The following is a 3985-nucleotide window of genomic DNA, read 5'->3' on the forward strand; positions in this document are numbered from 1 at the left end:
ATTTTTAACTTTCTCTTCAACCAAATCATATAAATTATCAATAGAATGTTCTAATTTTAAAATCCCAATTTTTTTGTCCGGAATATCTTGCCTAACTCTGCCAATAATCAAACTTTCCTGTACAGGAGAACACTTGACAAATAAAATACCAAAACCTTTCCGCCAAGACAAATCACGTTTTAAAGTCAGATAAATTTCTTCTTCATCTGGTCTAAATTTTTCTATATGACTGATTAAGTTATTATTCATTAGAATTTAGTCTATCTAGTGCAGATTGAAACTCAGATGTTCCTTTGATTAACGGATGAATATCATACCAACGTATAGGATTATCTTCTGCATCAACATCTCGATATTCCAATACACAACGACGGAATAATAAACTGCGATATTCCTCATCATTAGGAATATTTTTTGAGCGATAAACTATAGCTAATTTATCCCATTCTTCAAAATTAACTGCATTTCGATAAGTACCATCTCTAGCATCGCTAATAGCACGATTCACTGCTTTGATCTTTATCGGAAAATCGTCTACTTCACGCATGGCAGATTGCATTAATAACATCAAATCTCGGACATGACCCCCAGTCATCTGACAAAGCTTTATCCGAGTTTCTGAATTATCAAAAATTTGAGTATCAATATCAATTCCAGGTTTTACCAAATCAACCCTTTTTTCAATAATTTCCTTTAGTTTATCTAATCCTTTCCCATAAGATTCATTTTGACGATCTTTAACCATAATCATTGGTAAAACTTGCGGACTTGCATAAATGTTTCTTAGTTCAGTTGCTTGACTTGAATAGGCTAAAGAAATAGGAATCGTATAAACAACATGACAGTTTAAAGCAGTTAACTGATTACTATAATCAAGAAAAATTTCATCGTGACTTGTTCTTTGATTACCTCTTTCAATAGGTATTATTCTATCTAAATTATCCGGAATCACAACTATTTTTGATTCTGCTTCTGGCAACTTTTTTTGAGCATCTTCAATAAATTCATTCAAAGCTGCAATTAAAGAAACACTATGATTATCAACCTGTCTTCTAATCGTTTCACGGGTACTTGGAATACGTCTTAAACTTGTAGTTAGTTTACTAAAAACATTAATTTTAGATTCAATAGTTAGCTTTTCAAACTCTACATCTGATAAAGCTAAATCTTTTAGTTCATGCCATCTAGAATGTAACCAATCTAATAAAAGATTAGGAGAAGCATAAACTTGAAGCTTCTCCAAAATGTTGCGAGTACAAGCCAAAATAATATCAGTATATTGAACATCTAATTCATCAATATCTCCTTCCGTTGCTGGAAAATAAACCACACAACAACCATTTTTTTGTAAATAATCTTCTAGGCGTAATAATTCTGTTGATTTACCTACACCTCGATGCCCAGTATAAAGTTGACAGGTAGGCTTATCTGAGTAAATAATAGTTTTACCAATTTCCTTAAAAATATTATCATCTCCCCTCACTTCACTACAGTTTACATAAGCTGGATCGTTTGCAGGTAAGGGGTCAAATGGGTTAAATTGATTATATATGTTTTTAATTAAACTCATAAGCTGGTATCTATAGGAAAATTTATTAGTCTATACTANTAGAAGTCTGGTCGAAAAGGAAATAAAATGATCATAAGTCATTGCTACAAAATCAAACCAAATCAAGAACAAATAGCTAAAATAGACAAAAAGTTATCCGAAAACAATTATGGAATTTCAAAAGAAGAATAAATATTTTTGGTAGTTCCTTAAAACGCAAATTTCTAACTAAAATAATGAGGCACAAATCTACTCAAATCTTGAGTCACAATTTCCTCGTCTTCCCTAACACAAATACCAGCAGCTTCTCCACCAATAACCCAGCTACCAACTATCGGATAATAACCATCAAAATTCGGCAATTGATAATAGGATTGATAAATTAAAGGTTCGTCTTCATATATTCCTTCGGTTTGATATTCTCTATCTCCAAAATAAATAGTAATATTTCCACCTTCCCTAGAAAAAACTGGTTTACTCAGATAGGGATGAGATAATTTTCCAGAGTCAAAATAGGCAGGCAATAAATTAGGATGGTCTGGAAAAAATTCCCAAAGAATAGGCAAAATAGCTTTATTACTCCAAATTAATTTCCAAGCAGGTTCGATGATTTTCATCGGTTCTAATAATAGATATTTGCCGAATTTTTCTCGCATCATCCATTCCCAAGGATACAACTTGAATAAGTGACGAATAATTTGATTTTCTAAATCGCAAAAAACTTCTAATTCCTCACTCCAACCAATATCGTCAATATAAATATGTTGAGTATTTAATCCTGCTTGAATTGCTAAATCTCGCAAATATTCAACTGTTCCTAAATCTTCCAAAGTTTCTTTTTCACAACTGAAATATAAAGTCTCTCCTGCTAAACCATTCATTTCCTCAAAAGCTGCCAATAACTTTTCATGCACAGAATTAAATTGATCCGCTTCCGGAAACATTTCCTCCAACCAAGTCCACTGCACCACACTGGTTTCCAAAAGTGCAGTCGGTGTATCAGCGTTATATTCCAATAACTTCGGTGGGTTGACACCATCATAAGCTAAGTCAAAACGACCATAAAGACTGGGGTCATCCCGTTCCCAAGACTGGCGACATAATTCCGCAAACTGTTCCGGAACAGATAATTGAGAAAAACGGTCTTCTTGGATAATTCGCTCTGCTGCTTCAATATATAATTCTTGTAAAGTATTGGTTGCTGCTTCCAATTCATTTATTTCTGAAGCGCTGAAATGATAGCAAGCTGACTCATACCAATATGGTTCGCCATACATTTCATAAAAATGAAAGCCAACCGCTTCACATTTCTGCTGCCAGTTGGCACGAGATTCAACATTTATCCGTTTCATTTGCTGCTTTATTTGTAAATTTTAATTTAGGCAAGACTTGTGCAAGCGAACCCAGAAACCCGGTTTCTCCATAGAAACCGGGTTTCTTTGCATAATTCCTGATCTTATCAACCTTTGCCACCACCTCTACCGCCAAAACTACTACCACCTCTACCACCTCTACTACCAAAACCACCTCTATTAACTGTACCAACAGAAGTTGTAGACCTTCCCGAAGGACTTTTGAGAATACCTGCATTACTGGGAACTCGTTGATAGCTACTACTACTATTTCGATAATAGTAGATACTCCCGCCAGACCTATAATAACGAGGACCATAATAATATCTAGATGAATAACTTCCGTCTGTCACCTGGTCACATTGTTCTATTCCTCCCCATTCTCTGCGACAGTCTTCAAGATTTCTATACACTTCGCGATTATATCTACGAGATGCACAAGCTTTTAAAGAAATTGAAGATATTAATACTAGGGTAATAATAATACTTCTCTTAATTTTTCTTGGGTCAGTCATTTCAGTTATTAGTTATGGGTTATCAGTACATCTAGATGAATCTAGAGACTTGCAATACTGAAGTTTATTCTTTTCATCCTCTTAAAAGAGGACGGCTATTGACCTGATTTTTTAGTCATGTAGTTTAGGATACTACTATTTCTACGATAGCTTCTGAATCCAAAAAAGCTCTCAAATTGTCAAACATTGTAATATTTGGTTAACTATCAGCGCTCTCTATTGGACTATAATGGTTAGTGTTAGTTAAATGCTCTCAATTAAATACAACAAATCAAAAAGATGCTAAACTAAACAAGAAATTAATTAGGAGTAAAACCGATGAATAAAGTATTCCTATATGCTGAATACCAAGTATCAATTCCTTTTACTGAAATTGATTGGGAACCTATTAATGTAGATATGAAAAAATTTCCTGGGTTAAAATCAAAAACTTGGTTAAGTGGTGTTAATACTAATAGTCTAGGTGTTTTCGGAGTGATTTTTTAACCAGTCTGCTTTTCGCCACAAACCAAGAGTTTCGTAAAAATGTAAAACTGAAGTGTAAGCAAAGTAAGGAACTCTAGCAATTG

General features: G+C 33.8%; 4 protein-coding genes and 1 pseudogene. 1 reads left to right on the top strand and 4 read right to left on the bottom strand.

Annotated features, from left to right (window positions below; translation table 11 throughout):
• The 4 genes and pseudogenes from AFK68_RS07080 to AFK68_RS07095 all read right to left on the bottom strand — a co-directional run.
• A pseudogene (locus tag AFK68_RS07080) lies at positions 1–249 on the bottom strand (hypothetical protein); the annotation flags it as partial.
• Complete coding sequence (locus AFK68_RS07085; protein WP_094672151.1) at positions 242–1570, bottom strand: pilus assembly protein PilB; 1329 nt, start codon at positions 1568–1570, stop codon at positions 242–244. The gene AFK68_RS07085 and the pseudogene AFK68_RS07080, both read right to left, overlap by 8 nt.
• 203 nt (positions 1571–1773) lie before the next feature.
• The gene (locus AFK68_RS07090) at positions 1774–2901 is read right to left on the bottom strand and encodes a glutathionylspermidine synthase family protein (RefSeq protein ID WP_094672152.1); all 1128 of its coding nucleotides are present in this window, start codon (positions 2899–2901) and stop codon (positions 1774–1776) included.
• Positions 2902–3008: 107 nt separating this feature from the next.
• Positions 3009–3416, bottom strand: coding sequence for a hypothetical protein (locus AFK68_RS07095; protein WP_094672153.1), 408 nt, complete (start codon positions 3414–3416; stop codon positions 3009–3011).
• A 318-nt stretch (positions 3417–3734) separates the two neighbouring features.
• On the opposite strand from AFK68_RS07095, the gene AFK68_RS36390 reads away from it, so the two are divergent.
• The gene (locus tag AFK68_RS36390; protein ID WP_168186355.1) at positions 3735–3902 is read left to right on the top strand and encodes a hypothetical protein; all 168 of its coding nucleotides are present in this window, start codon (positions 3735–3737) and stop codon (positions 3900–3902) included.
• Positions 3903–3985: the final 83 nt, after the last annotated feature.

The sequence above is a fragment of the Hydrocoleum sp. CS-953 genome, assembly GCF_002260545.1.
GTDB lineage: Bacteria > Cyanobacteriota > Cyanobacteriia > Cyanobacteriales > Microcoleaceae > Trichodesmium.